The sequence below is a fragment of the Pirellulimonas nuda genome (assembly GCF_007750855.1).
In the GTDB taxonomy this organism is placed as follows: domain Bacteria; phylum Planctomycetota; class Planctomycetia; order Pirellulales; family Lacipirellulaceae; genus Pirellulimonas; species Pirellulimonas nuda.
Genome location: NZ_CP036291.1, coordinates 575,753 through 591,026, shown reverse-complemented (window position 1 = coordinate 591,026; position 15,274 = coordinate 575,753). Strand labels below are relative to the sequence as shown.

Below are 15,274 nucleotides of genomic sequence, written 5' to 3'. Positions count from 1 at the left end.
GGCAACGATCCTGACACGAAAAAGCGGGCGCCGGTTCGCGACCGGCGCCCGCTGGGGCAGCTTAGGTTCCGTTGGCTCGCTACGCTACGCGGGCCTTGCGGCTACGCAGGGCGATCGCGGCCAGGGCCAGCCCGGCCAGGCCGAGGGACGAGGGCTCGGGGACCACGGAGTTGGGATCGATCACCAGCTCGGCGGTGAGGTTCGGCACCAGGATGCCGCCGTCGATCTGACCGAGCGACACCGCGGCGCCGGTGCTCAGGTTGATCTCGTACAGGATGCTCTTGCCGGGCGCGCCGTCGACTTCAAGCGACGCGTAACCGATGTTCGTGATGCCGGCGAGGCCGGGGATCGACAAGATGTCGAAGCCGACCGACGCGGTCGTGTTGACCCCCAAGGAGCCAACCGGCGTCAGGGTGCCGGCGTTGAAGGCCTGCAACACAAGACCGTCCGTGCCCGAATCGATCGCGTACTGCGTCGTGCCCGTGGTCCCGGTGGCCGGGGTCAGCGGGCCATCGACGCCGCCGATGATGGAGTTGGAGTAGGCCTCGCCGACGATGTTCACCGCACCGCCGCCGTAGGAAACGGGCGTCGCGACCGTGGCGACGCCGGTGTCGGCGTTCACGGCCAGGTTCTGGGTGGTGTTGCTGACAATCCGCAGGCTGCTGGCCCCGCCCTTGTCCGCGACCGGGTTGAAGTCGACGCCGAACGCAGAGCCGTTGAGCACCGTGCCGCTAATGGTCGACTTGACGGTCGCGGCGCCGGTGGCGCGGTTCACCGTGTAGATGTTGCCACTGCTGCCGACCGCGTAGAGCTGCTGGTCGGTGGGGCGGAAGTCGATCCCGCGGATCAATTCGTTCTGGCCGAGACCGGTCAGCGGCAGCGAAGAAGTAAGCTGCGCCGGGTTCGTCGAATCAAACTCGATAAGGTCGTTCGTGTTCGTAACGCCAACAAGAAGCGCCGCCTGAGCGCTGCTCGCCGCCATGGCCAAGGCCACGGTGAGAGCTAGGTTGAAACGCATGAGACTCCCCTGGATTCTTTGGAATGAGGAAATAAGTTTCGAACGCTAACCCCAGCCTGTGACGGACCGGGGCAACGCTCATCGCTAGTTGTACAGCAGCACGTCGATCCACGGATGAGAAAATCTAACGAATCTTTCGGTTTTCCCGACGCCACCCTTCGGGCGCCCGCACAACGCCGCCGGCCCGTGCCGCGAAACGCTTTGTTTTCCCAGCTACTGGGCCGGCTCCTGTACTAGCACCAACCACCGCGTGTCGGGGTCCGACTCGGAGTAGCGGACCATCACCGGCTCCATCGCGGCGCGGTAGTTTGGCTCGCCCCGGCGCCTGAGGAGGTCTGGATACGGTCCCAGCGGGCGGCCTTCCTTGCGCCCTGCCGCCTCGATCTGTTCCATCAGCTCAGGCCGCACCCGCAGCGGCTGCTCGTCCGAGTTGAACTGCTTGAGTTGCGGGTGGTGCAGCAGCAGGCCGCGCTGATCGCCGCTCGGGAGGTCGTCCGGGCGCAGGTCGATCAGCACCGCTTCGAGCGGCGGCGGCAGCCGCTTGGTGTTCTCCAACACGCGGAACGTGCCCAGGTCGAGGCTCATCGCCAGCACGCCGATCACTTTGCGACGCTCGGTGATCCGCTCGCCGTTCCAGATAGGCACGCTGAACGCCACCTTCAGGTCGCCCCGGCTGCTCGTGCTGGCGTACACCACCGACTGATGCGGCGCCTCGATCGGGACGAGCGCCGCATCGCCGACCGGCTCGTTGGTCCCTAAGCCGTGGAAGTAGTCTCGGGTGGCGTACTCGCGGCCGATGCTCTCCCCCTCCGGCGAGCGCGCGACCTGCCGACCCGCAGCGTTGGTGATAAACCAACTATCCGAGGGGAGCTCGTTGTCGTACTCCTCTTTCTGCTGCACGATCCACTGCTGCACGGGCGCCCACAACGCTTCGTTGTCTGGCGCGTCGGCGATCGCCAGCATCGCCTCTCGCAGCTCTGGGCTCCGGCTTAGCTTGGTCAGCACGCCGATGCGGCTATCGATCTCGATCGCAAGCTGCTCTGCCGCGAACCCAGCGGCTACCTCGAGCGTCTGCTGCCGCTGCGCGATAGATTGCTGCCGCCGGCCCATGTCGATCACCGCCAACCAGCCGGCCATTCCCAGCAACGCAATCAACCCTACCGGCAACGCCAGTCGCCGCCAGAGCGGCGCCCGTGTGCTGGGGCGGGTGCTTACCGGCGTGGCGCTGCGGCCGCGGGGGTGCGTCTCGCCGGCCGGGTGCACGCGCCGGCCCGAGGGCTCGCTGCCGCCGCGGGCCAGCTCGATCAGCCCCTCCAGGTCGGCGCCCTCGGCCAGCGGCGCAAGCGCCGCGGCGATGTCGGCCGGGTGGGCGAAGCGGTCCGCAGGCTGCTTGGCCATCATCTGTTGCAGCACGCCGGCCAGCTCGCGAGAAACACCCGGCAGCGTCGACAGGTCGGGGGTCGGTTCACGCTCGTGGGCGATCTCCTGCCGCAGGTCCGAGTCGCCGTACGGCGGACGGCCGGTCAGCAGGTGGTGCAGCGTGCACCCGAGGCTGTAGATGTCTGCCCGGATATCGACGCTGGTCGTCCGCCACTGCTCGGGAGACATGTAGAGCCCCGTCCCCATGGCGCCCTGGTCGAGCTGCGTCAGCCGCTGCTGGTCGTCCCCCACCAACAGCGCCAGGCCGAGGTCGAGGATCTTGACCGTGGCTTTGGCCGGATCGCCCGGCAGCAGGCTGGGGGCGAGCGCCAACATCAGGTTCGACGGCTTGATGTCGCGGTGCACCATCCCTTGCTGGGCGATGTACTCCAGGCCCAGGGCCGCTTGGCGGACAATCTCACAAGCGTCCGCCGGGGCCAGCGGGCCGACACGCGCCAGCAGCTCATCCGCCCCCAGCCCGTCCACGTACTCCATCACCAAGTAGTGCGTGGCGTCTTCCGGCGCAGAACTGTCGATCGCAACCACGATGTTCGGGTGCTCGAGCGCGCCGATCGCGCGGATCTCCTGGTAGAAGCGGCGGACGACGTCTTCGCGTCCCCCTTCCACCAAGTGCGGCTTGATCACCTTCACGGCCCGCGTGCGTCCGAACTGCGTGTGCCGGGCGCGGTAGACGTTCCCCATGCCCCCCGCGCCCAGCAGCGCCTCGAGCTGGTAATTGCCGACGCGCCGCACCATGGGCAGCGTCTTGGAGGGGCTGGCAAGATGGGTGCTGCTGTCCGCGCCCACCGGCGGCCGCGCGCCGCCCCAGGCCGTGAGCCCCTCGGTGGGCGGCAGCACGGTCCACTCGCGCGGCTTCTCGCTGGGGTCGCTGGGCGACTGCCGGGGCCGACGCGGCGAGGTTCGGTCGTACAGCAGTTCGTGCACCTCGACCCGGCCGATCCCCTTGAGCTGCCGGTCTTCGTGGCGATGGAAGTGCACGTCCGCCAGCCCCGCGTCTTCCAAGATGGCCACGGCCGCGCGCGACGCCAACACCTGCCCCCCCGACGCGTAGTCGCACAGCCGCGCCGCGTAGTCGACCGCCTTGCCGATGAAGTTGTTCGGGTCGCTGGGGTCGGGCTGCGGCACCCCCACGTGCAGGCTCATGCGCACCTGCACCGCCTGCCCGCCGGGCGCGCGGATCGGCTGGCTGGCGTGGCTCCGCTGCACGGCGATGGCCCAACGGGCGGCGCGTGCGGTGTCGCCAAACACCAGAAAATGCCCGTCTCCCGCGGTCGAGACGACCCGCCCCCCCAGCTCCGCCAGCCCGGCGTCCATGCGCTCGCGGTGGGGCGTGAGGATCGTGGCGACGTACGCCTCGTCCCGCTCGATCGTGCTGGAGCCGGCCATCTGGCTCTTCAGGTCGACCGAACTCACGATGTCGGTGAACAGAAACGTCCGCAAACCAGACATGGGGGTCGCTTCGCGACGGGGCTAGGAAAATAGGGATCTGTGAGTTGTGCTGGGAGGAAGCGAAGCCCGCGGGAACCCAGTGGCTGCCGAGCCTCGCCTGGACGCGGCCCGACCGAAAACCACGAAAAACGCGCCAAAATCGCCCGCCGACCGCGCCGACTTCCTTCCGCATCGTCCGATCTTAACGCATCCGCACCCGCTCGCGGCGCGAAACATTCTCACAGAAAGCTTGAGCTACCCTCACCCGTAGTTATGCTCGATAGAAGGGCCACGGGGCGGGGCAGGCAACATTTGAGCAACTGGAATCTATGAAAACTCTTTCCATCGCCGGTGCGAAACGACGCTTTTTTCGCTGCCCGGCGGGCCGAAGCGCGCTGCTCACGCTGCTCGCGGCCGGTAGTCTATTGCTGGTTTCGGGACAATCGGCCCGCGCGATCCAGGTCGATCTAAGCCTCAACCTGCTGTACGAAGTGCCGACCAACCCCAACTCCGCCGGCGCCTGGCAGTTGGTGGCCAAGAGCGACGGGTCGGGCATCGCGGCGCTGCGTGTGCTGCTCAACGACAACGCGGTTAGCCCCGGGTTGATGGCCCCCATGGGCACGGTGAACAGCAGCAATCCGGCCGGGTTTTCACAGCGCTACATCATCGACCGCGGCTCGTACAGCGAGCTGTTTATCGCACAACCGGCTACCCCCACCACGCCCGAAACCGGCGTCTTTTACGGCTTCGGAACGCTTCAAAACGGCGCGCCTAATTTCCCCGGCAAACCCGGCGGCAGCAACTCCATCGGCCCCAGCCTGACCACGTTGACTGGCGTCCCGGGGCTCCCCTGGGCGCCGGGAGACGTGCTGGGCGAAGCGGCCTGGAACACCGCCGCCATCGTCGCTACCGGCACGTTTGCCGCCGGCCAGCTCCCCGACTTCTTTTCCAGCGGCAGCGAGACGCACATCGCCTCGACCTACACGTCGATCGGCACGCTAACGACCATCGGCGCCACGTCCATGCCCTCGGCCACCACGATCACCACGATCGTCCGCGACAACCTGATGGGCCTAGCGGGCGACTTCAACCTCGACGGCGCCGTGAACGCCGCCGACTACACCGTTTGGCGGGACACCCTCACGCTGACGGTCCCCAACGGCACCGGAGCAGACGGCAGCGGCAACGGCGTGATCGACCAGGCCGACTACGACATTTGGAAGATGAACTTCGGCGCGCCGGCCATGATGGGCCCCGCCGTTGGCGCAAATTCTGTACCAGAAGCTTCTTCGTTGCTGCTGCTGCTGGCGGCCGCGGCGCCCCTAGGGATCGCGAAATACAGCGGAAAAACAAGGCTGTCAGCACGAAACGGGAAAAAGCCGCAAAGCCGTTAGAAACTGCTTGACAGGCCCCAATCGCCCCAACATAATGCGTGCAAGTCAAACCGAGACCGATACGTGCGTTTGGCTCTAGAAGTCCGCTGCCTCCATCGGCCGCGTTTTTCTGGACCGAGGTATTCAGAGTTGTTTTGTTTTCGGCAGCGGCCTTAGGAACTACTAGGTTTAGAATCGCGAGACCTAGAGATTAGGAGTGTCCTAAAACAGCGAGCTGAGAGTAGTTGCGTTGGTCGGTAGTCGCGGTCATCATGATTGCATAGTCCGACCAAGCCTTGTCCGCCTAGCTTTAGGCGACCGGGACGTCAGAGTTCTTCGCGGCCAGTTGCAACCCGATACGAGTGCAACGAACCGCGTGTTTCTCGACTACTGGACCCAGGCAACTACGCTTAGCAGTTTGACACACGCATCAGCGCCAAGCAGAGAGTGGCCTGTGCCGTCAAACCGCTGACTGACGAGAACAACACTTTGAATGCGTCGCCGTGGTACGAAGCCGCGGTATCTGCTCTCAGGAAGGGCGTATCGGCAAACCGTAAGAAGATTTGAGGATCGTTCAGAGTTTGACTCTGGAACTCCTCGCAGGTCCGATTAAAGTAAGGGCCGAGTAAGTTTTTCACTGAGGGGGTAGCCGAGAGGGTTCAGCGGCCACGGTCCGATGGCCAAAACCGACTGAACCAACCGTGGGCGTCAAGTAAGTCGATCGGCGACTCTATTTTCAACCTGGGTTTCTCAAAGTGGGTGGAGAAAATCGAATGTCTTGGAAAAGTCTAACGTGTGCCGCGGCCTTGGCCGCGATGGTGAGCCCGGTGTTGGCCGTGCCGAATGTCGTGGCTACAAACCCGACGCTCAGCGGTTCGAACTACAGCTGGTCGATTGGGGTTGACCCGGACGACGCGCTCTACGGGGCAAACCCGGGCGGTGGGGCGAACGGGGGTTCCGTAGCGATTGAGTGGACCCTGTCGTCAACGGGCCTGTCAGCGGCAGCCAAGAACGCTGCAAATTTCCCGAATGACAACCCCGGCATGAGTGGCCCCGATGGTGTTTCGCCCGTTGCCGCTGGTGCCGCAACCGTCAACCTTGGGAGCACCTTCCTCACTGGCGCCGGCACTTTCGAGGCCGTCACGCTAACCGTCCCTGGACCCACGATCACCACCGGCGGACTTGGTAACAGCCACGTCAGCACCGTGAATGTCGGCGGCGTCTACAGTGCGGCTGGCCCCCCTCTTGCTGTCGGTGGCACTCGCGGGTTGATCGCCCAGGCCGGTGCCAACTCCCTTTTGGACGCTGGGAAGAAGTTCCAGTACCAGGTTTTTGGTGGTGACGCCAACTTCTCTGGCGGAGCAACGCCGGTAAACTCCATTGACCTCACGATCTTCGGTTCCAATTTCAACAAGCCCGGAACTTACACTTGGGCTCAAGGAAACTTCACTGGCTCAGCTGCGGTTGACTCCGCTGACTTGACCGTGTTCGGTGCCAACTTTAACAAGGTTCTCACGGCGTTCGTCATCCCGCCCGCCGCCGTGGGTGGTGCCATCGGCGGTGCCGGAGTGCCTGAGCCGGGCTCGATGGTGTTGGCCGGCTTGGCCTCGATCGGCTTGATCGCTGCCGCCCGTCGCAACAAGAAGTAGTCTTTAGGTAGTATTAACTCCCCTCCGCTTCCAGCCTGTTTCGCAGACGGCTGGGGCGGGGGTTTGAAATCGACGTAGGGCGGTGTTCCGCTCCCTTGCAACTTCGCACCCGTTCTCCTCCCCGCTCTGCGTCGGGAAAGGAAGGTTTGGACCGCTAATGCATGAGTGTTGGGTCGGGGAGCCACGGCAATCCCGGCCACCGTGAAGCAGCTGTTGAAGCTCAACTATCTGATTCGAAACAAACTTGTGCATTACCTTTCAAGGATTTCCACTATGCGTACACTTATTTGCTCTCTTGCGGTTTTGGTGGCAGGTTACTCCAACGCCGCCGTTATGGTTACCGGTGAAGTCAGCGACTTGGGCGGAGGTCTGTCGCAGATCCTCGTGAACATCGCGAGCGATACCGGCCCGATCGCAACCGTTGACTTCTCTGCTGGTGGCACCGATCCCTCGGTTGACTCGGGCTTCTTCGGTCCGCTCAATCAAGTGCAGTTTTTCTCCCAGCCGACCGTGAACAATAACTTTGCCAGCCCAGTGCCGGGTCAGTACGATCCCTCGCTCGACTCGCGATTCCTGTTCAACACGGGCAGCGGAATGGGGGTCAACGTCGCTCTCGCCGAGACTGAGGGTGCTAATTTCCTGAAGGGCGCCTATAACTTGACCGAAGCGGTTTCGAGCCTGAACGTTGCTCGTTTGGTTGTCCCCACGTCCGCCCTTGGCGTTGTCACCTACAGCGGCAACGTTGTTCTGGCTGACCTGACACGGGTTGAGATCACCGGCATGCTGCCTGGTGGCTCGACCGATATCCCCGAGCCCAGCACCCTGGCCCTGGCCGGTCTGGCCATCGCCGGCGTCATGCTGCGTCGCCGTGTCGCCTAGTTGCGAAGGCTTCGTAGTTCGGAAAGTAGACAAGTAATCGACAGCCGCCACGGTGCTTACCGTGGCGGCTGTTTTTTTGCGTATCGCGTGAACGTTTTGCAGGTATCGAAACGGCGAGCACGCATGGCGACAAATCGGATCTCCTCAAGTAGGGTAGAGAATACACACGCTCTATTCCTTTACTTCTTGAATGGCTCGACATGCAGTTGCTGCGCTGCTTCTTGATTGGGCTGCTCTGCACTACGTACGCCCCGGCGGCAGTTGCGCTAAACACTTCCACGTTGCCAGCAGGCGCGAATCTGGGGTGGTCGCCGTTGGTCGGCGTCGGCGGTAGTGTGCGTGTCGGCCTGCTAGATACGCTCCCCTACGGCATTCTGCCGCAGAACAACCTAGGGGTTAGACTGATCGAGCAGGTCTCCTTCCTGGACCTGGCCCCAGCAGACCAGCCCGCGGCTATGCCCGAAGGCTTCGACCCACACGAAACGCTCGCAGCCGATGTGATCGCGGGCGCCAGCGCCACTCATCCCGGCATTGCTTCGGGCGCGTCGATTCACTTGGCGTCCATCAACGACAGCCCTTCACTCAGAGCAGGCGCCGCTTGGTTAGCCAACCATGCACAGGCGGACGTCTGGAACTTCAGTTTCGGGTTCGGAGAGAACCAGAACGGGCAAAGCTCCGACGAACTTTTCATCGACTGGATTGCGACTGCGTCGGGCGCCCTTGTCGTGCAGTCGGCGGGCAACAATGGTCAGACCGTCAATCGCATAGCGAATCCGGGCGGGTTCTTTAACGGCATTACGGTTGGGGCGATGGACGAGCTCACGCAGGGCCGGTCCACCTACTCGTCCTATCGCTTGAACGGCTGCGCAGAATGCCGCGCAAAACCAGACATTCTCGCTCCCGGAAACTTCGTGACCGATGGTCTGACCCAGTCTCAGACCGGCACCAGCTTCGCCGCTCCGCATGTGGCCGGCACCGCCGCGGTGCTGCTAGAGATTGCTGATTCCCAGCTTGGCGCCGACCCCGCACGGTTGTTCGCCCGGGCCACCATCCTTAACTCGGCCCGCAAACGCGGCGTCGGGGGTCCGGCGCCGGGGCTGAGCCAATCGTTTGATTTCGGCGCCAACAACGCCACAAACGACCGTAATTATCTCGTTGCCGGCGACCAGGCGCTGCAGACCGGCGCTGCCGGGCTCACGGGGTCGTGGACCCCTACCGAGTGGAGCGTCGCCGCTGGGGTCTTCACCACCACCCGGCCGCTTGACGAAGAACAGGGCGTCGGCCTGCTCGACACCCAGCGGTCCGTCATCCAAACCGTCGCGGGCCGGCAGGGGCCGGGCAGCGTCGCCGCCATCGGCTGGGACCTCGGCTCTCAATGCGATTGCGGCGCCGGCGCGCTGAGCTACACCCTGGGCTCGGCCGCCGCCCAAGGGGCGTTCCTGACCGCGACGCTGGTCTGGGATCGGGTGGTGATGGAAGCAGACGGCGACGGCGTAATCGAGTCCAGCGACAGCTACACGGCCGCGCCGCTTGAGCACCTCAGCCTGCTCGTCCGCGACGGTCTGGGGCAGGTCGTCGCCCAGAGCCTGTCGATCGACGACAACCTGCAGCACTTGCACGTGCCGCTAGCACTCGCGGCCAGCGGCGACTACTCGATCGAGGTCGCCGGCGCGACCACCCCGACCCCGTTCGGCCTGGCCTGGTGGCTGAGCGATGCCGGCTTGCTGCCGGGGGACTTCGATCGGGACGGTTCGGTCACCCTGCAGGACCTCGCCGTGTGGAGGTCTGGGTTTGGGGCCACGTCCATCGCCCGCGGCGGCATCACGCCTGGGGACGCCAACGGCGACCTAGCGATCGACGCGGCCGACTACAGCCTCTGGCGAGATCACCTGGGGCAGTCGATCTTCCCCGCGGCGACCGCCGGCGTGGCGGCCCCGGAGCCGACGGGTTTGGCGCTCGGCGTTCTGCTGGCGCTGGCTGCGGCGGCAGGCGCCGGCCGTCTACGCCCAACGCGACACGTGGGCTTCGCACAGTTCCACTCGCCCACCGCGGCCGACTCTAACGGTTAAGCCCTCCTCGCCGGCAGCGAGGGAAACACCGGCCCGGCGGGGGCGCCGCGTTCGATGTTGCAGTTCGGGCAAGTGAGCGCGCCGATTGCAGCGATGCTAGCGTCGCGGACATACGCCCCTACCTAACCAAGCAGCCAGATGACCCATAGCCGACGGGCTCCGCCCGTCGGAGTAGCGCGATGGATGCAGCTTATCAGCCGCTCCGACGGGGCGTAGCCCGTCGGCTAATGGCTGGAAGCTGAACGCTGAAAGCTAGCGGCTTGCTGCTGGTTGATGGCTTGGGAACCACGGATAAACCTCGAGGAATCGCATGGATGCGGTCCCGTCCGGCAGCAGTCGCAAGGATGCGTCGCGCGGCCGGCGTGCACTGATGGTCGTACTAGTCGCGGCGACGGCCCTGGTCGTCGTCCGCTGCGGCCAGCTTGCGCAGCGACGGGCGCCAGCAGCGGATTCCCACTGCGCAGCGAGCGAACCTGCCGACGACGACCTCAGCCTGCTGCTGAAGGCCTGCCCGCACGCCGCAGAGTTTCTTGCCCAACAAGCAACCGGCCTCGCGCCCCCCTACCACCAGACCGCGGCGTTCCAGCCGGCGGCCTCGGCGGCCATCACCGGCGTGCGGATCGCCGACGCCCGCGGTGATTGGTTGGTGAACCCCGATGCGTGGCGGGTTCCCGAGGAGCACGCGTCGCCGCCCCAATCTGCCCCGCCCGGCGAGCCGCCGGCGTCAGCCGCCGGAGTAGATCCAAACAACGCCGCCCCCACTGCCCAGCCGGCGGACCCGCCCCCCGGCGAAGGCGCAACGCAGTCGCCAACCCGCGAACCCCAGGCGCACTCAAGCGAGCCGGAAGCGTCAGGGCCCGGAGTGGGTCGCGACAGCGGACCTGCGGAATCGGCGATTGAGCCGCAACATACTCCGGCGGCTGACGCCGGCGGCTCGCCGGCGACTCCGCTCTTTGGAGCGCCCCAGGTAGGAACACCGGGCGCCACGCCACGTGCGGAAGGGGCGCCCTTGTTTCATGCGCCCGGCGTTGGGGGTGGGACCTCGGCGGGCCAGCCTCCGGTCGCCCACCCGTCGGTCGCCCGGCCTCCGGCGGCTTACGCCGACGGCTCGCCGACGGGCGCCGGCGCTTCCAGTCCCAAAGAGGGGGCTGAACCCAACAGCGATGATCCGCACGGGAACCTAGCCCACCGCGAGCTGTACTCCAAGAACTGCTACCCGTCGGCGGCCGAATGCGCCAAGTGCCACCCGAAGCAGTACGACGAGTGGCGGACGAGCAGCCACGCGTACGCGTTCGTCTCACCGATGTATCAGAAGTTCGAGCAGAAGATCTACGACCTCAGCAAGGGGACCGTGGGCTATTTCTGCCAGCGTTGCCACGCCCCGATCGCGACCGCGATGTACGAGTCGCGCGACACGCCGCTGTGGGAACAGAGCCGCGCGGCCCGCGAGGGGATTAGCTGCATCGCGTGCCACCGCGTGAACGAGCGCTACGGCAAGGTGAACGGGGAACGCCGCATCGTGCCGGGCGATATCTATGCGCCGGTGTACGGCGGCATCGGGGGCGCTGGGGTGGCGGAAGTGATCGCCAACAAGTCCGACTACAAAGTGAAGACCTCGCCCGAGGAGAAGGGCCCCGGCCAGCCGATCCACCTCGAGGGTCGGTTCTTCGATCAGATCTCGCACGCCGAGTTCTGCCAGAGCTGCCACCAGGTAGCGGTGCACCCCGGCATCAAGCTGGAGGTGGTGTGGGAACAATACCGCCACTCCCCCGCCTACAAGAAGGGGATCACCTGCCAAGACTGCCACATGGGCAAGGTCCCCGGCCAGGCGTGCGGGTACGAGACGTGCGCCATCGCCGAAGTCGGCGGCAAGAAGGTGTGCGAAGACCGCAAGCACGCCAACCACAGCTTCTACGGCCCCAGCTACTCCATCGCCCACCCGGGCATCTTCCCGCTGCACGAGGACGCGCAGAAGTGGTCGATGGACCAGTGGCTGCTGTTCGACTGGCGGGCCGGCTGGGGGACCGAAGACTTTGAGAAGGCCGTGGAGGATGGCCAAGTCGCCGACTGCTTCCCCGAGCCCTGGACCAACAGCGACGACCGCATGGACGCCCGCGACGTGGTCGAGGACAACCTCGATCTGCTCAAGAAGAAGCGCGTCGTGCGGCAGGAGCTGATGGACCACAGCCTGAAGGTGGAGGGGCCGTTCTTTGCGGCCGCGCCACAGGCGGGCCGGCCGCTGCGGCTGCACTACGTCGTCACCAACATGAACGAGGGGCACAACACGCTGACCGCATCGCTGGGCGCCCAGCCGCAGTTGTGGGCCAACGTGGTGCTGATCGGACCAGACGGGCGCCGGCTGTGGGAGACGGGCTACACCGACTCCATCGGCGACCTGGCGAACCAGCACTCGCTGGACGTCCGCGCGGGGCGGCTGCCGTTCGACCACCAGCTCTTCAACCTGCAGACCATGTTCCTGATCACCGGCGCGGTGGGGACCGACCGCGAGTTCCCGCTGCCGGTGAACATCAGCTTCGACCAGGTGCCGCTGCTGCGGCCCGGGGCGCTGCCGATCAGCGTGCTGAACCACCCGCCGTTCATCCGCATGGAGAGCCAGTCGCTGGCGCCGCTAGGGTCGCGGAAGGTGCCGTACCACGTGCCGGCCCACCTGATGACGCAACCGGGGCGGTACCGGCTGAGCATCCGTCTACGGAACCGCGTCGAGCCGATCTACTTCATGCGGTTCTGCGACGCGACGCCAGAGATGGAGCGGGCGATGAACGAAGGGATCCTTGATATCCATCCGCGGTCGGTAGAGTTCGAGGTGAGGTGAGGTCAGTTGTCAGTTGTCAGTTGTCAGTTGTCAGTTGTCAGTTGTCAGTTGTCAGTTGTCAGTTGTCAGTTGTCAGTTGTCAGTTGTCAGTTGTCAGTTGTCAGTTGTCAGTTGTCAGTTGTCAGTTGTCATTCGTGAGTTGTGAGTTGTGAGTTGTGAGCCGGGGCGTCCTCGCCCCCGGCACGTCCCAAACACTGTTTCAATGACCAACCGCGGTCCCCAACTCGGCCTGCTGATCGCGACGATGCTCGTCGCGTGCAGCGGCGCGCGCGCCGGTGAGCCGTTGTTCGCTGCGCCGGAGCAATCGATCGTTGGGATCGATGAGGGCGGCTGGGGTCGCAGGCGTCAGCCGGAGCCCCCAGCGGCCCCGCGGTACTCGCCCACCGACGTCTTCGCCGAGGCTGCTGGCGGCTCCACTTCGCTCCGACCCCAGGCGCCGGTCGCCGACAAATCGTCCCTGTTTGGCGCGCCGGCGGCGCCCGTGCGTCTTCCTCCGCCGTGCGGCGTCCCCTGCCCCGGCGACTTTAGCGCCGATCCAAATTACGACTACGCCCCCTACTGCCCGCGGCAGGAACAAGGGATCTACGGCGACAAGTACCTCATCCCTACGCAGCGCCCGCTGGTCGAACTGGGGCTCCCGTTCTACGACAACGGCCCCATCCCCGTGTCGCAAGACTTCCTTGGCCCCACCAACCTGGTGCAGCAGAAGTTCTACGTGTACGGCGACTACCGGCTGGGGTTCAGTCAGAACGACCTGGTCGTCGGTGAGAACAGCGTGCTGGCCCACCGGCTGAACCTAGAAGTCGACTACTGGCTCACGGCCACCGAGCGGTTTCACGCTTTTCTGGGTCCGCTGCAGGAAGGGAACAACTTCATGCGGATCGAGGACGGCGAGTTCAAGAACGAGCTCGACTTCTTCGACGCCGGCACCGACACGCTGTTCTTCGAGGGGGACCTGGGCCAGATCTACGGCGGCGCCACCGGCCAGTACGCGCCGATCGACCTGCCCGTGACCGCGGGGCTGGTGCCGCTGCTGTTCCAGAACGGCGTGTGGATGCTCGACGCGATGACCGGCGTTGCGGCTTGCCTGCCGGCAAACAACAGCGCCGCGCTCGACTGGTCGAACTTCGACGTCACGTTCTTCGCCGCGTTTGACCGCATCTCCACCGCGGCAGACGGCTTCAACGAGAACGACGTCAACCTGTTCGGCGCCCACACGTTCATCGAGTCGCGCGGCGGCTACTTCGAGGCGGGCTACGCCTACGTGCTCGACAAGGTGCAGGCGGGCCGCAGCTACAACAACATCGGCCTGAGCTACACACGGCGGTACTTCGGGCGGGTGTCGAACTCGCTGCGGACGATCTTCAACGCCGGCCAGGACGGCCCGGTCGACGAGCGGACCGCGGACGGCGTGCTGCTGCTGATGGAGAACTCGCTGATCACCGAGAACCAGTACAACGTGATCCCCTACCTAAACTTCTTCGCGGGCTTTGGCCGCCCGCAGCCCGCCGCCCGCGCCGGCGCCTTCGGCGGCGTGCTGTTCAACACGGGCATCTTGTTCCAGAGCGACGCGCTCACCGGCTACCCGACGCTCGACCCCACCGGCAACAACAGCTTCGGCGCGGCGCTGGGCGCCGACCTGTTGTCGCGGTCGTTTAACCAACAACTCATCGTTGAGGTCGCCGCGCTGCAGGTGTTCGACAGCGACCAGGGACGCGTCGCCCCCGGCGATCAGTACGGCGTTGGCGCCCGTTGGCAGAAGGCGCTCACCAACGCCTCGCTGGTGCGTGCCGACGTGATGCACGGCTGGCTAGAAAACTCCGGCGACATCTCCGGCGCGCGGATCGAGTACCGCTGGAAGTTCTAGCGCGGACCCAGAGAAGCAATAGCCGCCGACCTAGGGTCGGCGCGTCACGACTCGTGCGAACCGCCGAAGATCGCTTCGGGCGTCACGACCGCCGTCGGGAGCGCCAGGGGGGCGACTGTGGCGTTCCCGGTGAACGACTCAATCGAACCGTAACGTCCGTTCTCCGGCGCGCGGTGGACCACGATCGTCTTGTTCGCTACGTCGCACACCCAATACTCCGCCACGCCCCCCTTGGCGTAGAGCCGCATCTTATAGCCGAGGTCTAGCACGAGGGTCGAATCAGCGACCTCAATCACCAGCCCGGCGTGCTCCGCCTTGGGATGATTTCCACCCCATCCCCCCGGTCGGTAGATTGCTAAGTCGGGCTCGGGCACGCTCCGTGAGTTGATGAGCTGGATCGGCTGTTGGACGCTGGCGTGCCACGCGTCGCGTGGAAACGCCCCGAGCGCCCAGTACATGAGTTCGTCAATAACCTGACGATGGCGATACCCTACCGCTGACATCTCAACAAAAACCCCTTCGAGGAACTCGATCCGTCGGGGCGGCTGCTCCATGCCGAACACGCCGGCGGCCACGATCTGGTGGTACTGCTCGATCGAGAACTGCGCGAGGCGAGGCGATGGGACGTCCGAAAGCGCTGCGGCGGGCGGCGCAGCGACAGAGGGAGCGACGGCGGGCGTCTGGGGCTGAACTAGCGTGGTGCTCATGAAGGTATTGT

9 protein-coding genes are annotated in these 15,274 nt (G+C 65.3%); 6 read left to right on the top strand and 3 right to left on the bottom strand.

The annotated features are described in order from the left end of the window. Positions 1-79: 79 nt before the first annotated feature. Positions 80-1,018 carry a DUF4394 domain-containing protein gene (locus Pla175_RS02410; protein WP_145280990.1) on the bottom strand — a complete coding sequence of 313 codons (939 nt, stop codon included), beginning with the start codon at positions 1,016-1,018 and terminating at the stop codon, positions 80-82. 213 nt (positions 1,019-1,231) lie between these two features. Beyond that, a complete protein-coding gene (locus tag Pla175_RS02405) occupies positions 1,232-3,907 on the bottom strand; it encodes a protein kinase domain-containing protein (RefSeq protein ID WP_145280988.1) in 2,676 nt (891 codons plus the stop codon). A 308-nt stretch (positions 3,908-4,215) separates the two neighbouring features. Between Pla175_RS02405 and Pla175_RS02400 the strand changes: the two genes are divergently transcribed. From Pla175_RS02400 to Pla175_RS02375, 6 genes are all read left to right on the top strand, one after another. Beyond that, positions 4,216-5,280: a hypothetical protein gene (locus tag Pla175_RS02400; protein WP_145280986.1), complete on the top strand. Its 1,065-nt coding sequence runs from the start codon at positions 4,216-4,218 to the stop codon at positions 5,278-5,280. A 752-nt stretch (positions 5,281-6,032) separates the two neighbouring features. Then, the gene (locus Pla175_RS02395; protein WP_145280984.1) at positions 6,033-6,908 is read left to right on the top strand and encodes a PEP-CTERM sorting domain-containing protein; all 876 of its coding nucleotides are present in this window, start codon (positions 6,033-6,035) and stop codon (positions 6,906-6,908) included. 201 nt (positions 6,909-7,109) lie between these two features. Beyond that, a complete protein-coding gene (locus Pla175_RS02390; protein ID WP_145280982.1) occupies positions 7,110-7,787 on the top strand; it encodes a PEP-CTERM sorting domain-containing protein in 678 nt (225 codons plus the stop codon). 281 nt (positions 7,788-8,068) lie between these two features. Beyond that, positions 8,069-9,856, top strand: a complete 1,788-nt coding sequence (locus tag Pla175_RS02385; RefSeq protein ID WP_231954132.1) for a S8 family serine peptidase — start codon at positions 8,069-8,071, stop codon at positions 9,854-9,856. A gap of 370 nt (positions 9,857-10,226) precedes the next feature. Further along, complete coding sequence (locus Pla175_RS02380) at positions 10,227-12,689, top strand: multiheme c-type cytochrome (RefSeq protein WP_197527219.1); 2,463 nt, start codon at positions 10,227-10,229, stop codon at positions 12,687-12,689. 202 nt (positions 12,690-12,891) lie between these two features. After that, positions 12,892-14,556, top strand: a complete 1,665-nt coding sequence (locus Pla175_RS02375; RefSeq protein ID WP_145280976.1) for a hypothetical protein — start codon at positions 12,892-12,894, stop codon at positions 14,554-14,556. A gap of 44 nt (positions 14,557-14,600) precedes the next feature. Here the strand turns inward: Pla175_RS02375 and Pla175_RS02370 are convergent, their stop codons facing one another. Further along, a complete protein-coding gene (locus Pla175_RS02370) occupies positions 14,601-15,263 on the bottom strand; it encodes a Uma2 family endonuclease (protein ID WP_145280974.1) in 663 nt (220 codons plus the stop codon). Positions 15,264-15,274: the final 11 nt, after the last annotated feature.

What these genes read in the sequence shown, in the direction of transcription:
- Pla175_RS02405 (WP_145280988.1), bottom strand. Translation starts at nt 3,907, where the DNA reads ATGTCTGGTTTGCGGACGTTTCTGTTCACCGACATCGTGAGTTCGGTC.
- Pla175_RS02380 (WP_197527219.1), top strand. Translation starts at nt 10,227, where the DNA reads ATGGTCGTACTAGTCGCGGCGACGGCCCTGGTCGTCGTCCGCTGCGGC.
- Pla175_RS02395 (WP_145280984.1), top strand. Translation starts at nt 6,033, where the DNA reads ATGTCTTGGAAAAGTCTAACGTGTGCCGCGGCCTTGGCCGCGATGGTG.
- Pla175_RS02370 (WP_145280974.1), bottom strand. Translation starts at nt 15,263, where the DNA reads ATGAGCACCACGCTAGTTCAGCCCCAGACGCCCGCCGTCGCTCCCTCT.
- Pla175_RS02400 (WP_145280986.1), top strand. Translation starts at nt 4,216, where the DNA reads ATGAAAACTCTTTCCATCGCCGGTGCGAAACGACGCTTTTTTCGCTGC.
- Pla175_RS02375 (WP_145280976.1), top strand. Translation starts at nt 12,892, where the DNA reads ATGACCAACCGCGGTCCCCAACTCGGCCTGCTGATCGCGACGATGCTC.
- Pla175_RS02410 (WP_145280990.1), bottom strand. Translation starts at nt 1,018, where the DNA reads ATGCGTTTCAACCTAGCTCTCACCGTGGCCTTGGCCATGGCGGCGAGC.